This window comes from Vibrio penaeicida (assembly GCF_002933855.1).
Classification (GTDB): Bacteria; Pseudomonadota; Gammaproteobacteria; order Enterobacterales; family Vibrionaceae; genus Vibrio; species Vibrio penaeicida_A.
In genome coordinates, this window is record NZ_BFAQ01000063.1 from 1 (window position 1) to 2,035 (window position 2,035).

Here is a 2,035-nt window from a genome sequence, read left to right on the forward strand (position 1 = left end):
GGCGTTAGGTGCTAGGAGGTAAAATTTGAGTCCAATAGCAATTCTTATTCATGTCCCAGCTGTCGAGAAAGGGTTAGATTGGTATCAAAAGGCTTTTCCTTCGGCTACACCAACCTATCACTCTGATTCCGATTTTACAGTTCTTGAAATCGATGGCTTTTCTCTCGAAATAGTTCAAGCTGATGAAAAGGTTGGAGCAGGGAAATACGGTACAGTGTTGTATTGGTCGGTTGAAAATTTAGAGGGAACCCTCAAACATTTTGAATCGCTTGGGGCAAAGCTTTACCGAGGACCAATGGCAATAGAGAATGGGCTAGTAATGTGCCAAGTTGAAGACCCGTTTGGAAACTTGATCGGTCTGCGAGGCTCTGCAACCTAACAAACAGTTCAAGCAGACCAAAAACGCGTGGCATTTTTAGTTTGCGGTGAGTTTTGTGTTTAGGGTAGTTTGCAGAAACAGTATTTGTGCGTTTTTGGCTACTTAACTGGGCGTTACATTCAAGCGTGCTTTATTGATGCAATGAAATAGTAAAATGAATTATGGGGAAGAACTAGTGAAATTATTAAAAGTACTTTTTATGTCTCTGGCATTTATATCTGTGTCTGTTTCAGCAAATCCAGGTCACTGGATGCCTACCGCGAAAAAGGTCTCGAGTATCGTCGTAGAAGGTGATGAAAACGGTCGAGCGTTAATTCTTATAGAAGGTGGAGTCCCTAGTGATTATATTCCGCAAGAATGTCGTTCTGGGGCAAACGGCACGTACAACACGGTATTTCTAAATACTCATAAGGGAAGAGGTATATATTCCATGGCGCTAACTGCCTATACCTCAGGTAAACCTGTAAAGTTGGCATTATCTTGCACTGGGAATAGACCACTGATCACGCATATTTGGTTAATGTAACAAAAGCTTCAAACCGACAGCCAACGCGTGGCATTTTTGGTTTGCGGTGAATTTAGTGTTTAAGGCGCAGTGCAGCGGCTTGTTTTGTGCGTTGTCTGCGGTTTAAGCTGGCGTTAGCTGTGAAGAGGGATAAGTATCGAATGGGCACTCTGGACTCGAACCAGAAACTCTGCCTTCCTAATGCACATTAAAATGTTAAAATGCATTCAGAAGAAATCTCGGAGTGTGTTACCTGTTACACCAGCCCCCAAACGACGTAGGAAGTATGACATATGATTACAAATACGAAAGCATTTGAAGTGTTAAAAGGTCAAATTCAGTCCACACTAGACTTTTCAGTACTTTGTTGCCAAGCCGTACCAGCTTTGAATGCATATATGAAAGCAGTAGATAATGGTGCGGCTAAAAAACTGCCTGATGCTGATCACTTTCAAAAAGGTGAGCCAAACTTTGAACAACTAAAAGCTTACATCCCGGACTACCGAAAAAACCTAGGTAAATTGTTATTTATAAATACATTTAGCTATTTTGAAGCATACTTCAAATCTCTTATTAAAGAAGTCTTAGATTTTCATGGGGAGCAAGATAACTTTGTGAATATTTCATTAGAAAAACAAAGTCAGCACATGGAATATGCTAAGGATCAAGATGTTAGGAAATCAGCGAACAAGCTCAGAGAGTACAAAAAGAAAACTGAGAAACTTAAATATTCCAAGCACATTAAGCAGCTAGAGCATACTGACTTTCGTTTCCCATCAGAGTTGTTTGCAACATTCGGAATCATGGAATTAGGTAATAATTACCGGAAGTTAAAAGCATCTCAAATTCCACATGTAGCTCAGTGGTGCTTTGGCGTCAGTTTAACGGAAGAAGAAATTGAGACCTTTTCGGATTTGCGTGAGCTTAGAAATGATGTTGCTCATGGTGTTGTTACACAACTAGATTTTAATAGAGCAAATCAAGCTAATAGGTTTTTGCGCCAGTTGGCAATAAAGATAGATAAGCACGTAGTGGAACATTTCCTGCTAATCGAAGATCACAGCTAACAAAGCATTTAAGAGTGATTCGCAACGCTTGGCAGTTTCGCTTCGCTCAAGTATAGCCAAGCGCCGCTCACATATATGGTCTCC

Annotated in this window: 3 protein-coding genes; all 3 read left to right on the forward strand. The window is 40.6% G+C overall.

Going from position 1 to position 2,035, the window contains the following annotated elements:
* The first annotated feature begins 25 nt into the window (after positions 1-25).
* The 3 genes from VPNCDNU1_RS27460 (at position 26) to VPNCDNU1_RS27470 (ending at position 1,951) form a co-directional block, all read left to right on the forward strand.
* Complete coding sequence (locus VPNCDNU1_RS27460) at positions 26-379, forward strand: VOC family protein (protein ID WP_104403329.1); 354 nt, start codon at positions 26-28, stop codon at positions 377-379.
* Between the two features lie 175 nt (positions 380-554).
* Positions 555-905 (forward strand): hypothetical protein, encoded by a 351-nt coding sequence (locus VPNCDNU1_RS27465; RefSeq protein WP_145959499.1) that lies wholly within the window; start codon positions 555-557, stop codon positions 903-905.
* A 272-nt stretch (positions 906-1,177) separates the two neighbouring features.
* Positions 1,178-1,951, forward strand: a complete 774-nt coding sequence (locus VPNCDNU1_RS27470) for a HEPN domain-containing protein (RefSeq protein ID WP_104403331.1) — start codon at positions 1,178-1,180, stop codon at positions 1,949-1,951.
* Positions 1,952-2,035: the final 84 nt, after the last annotated feature.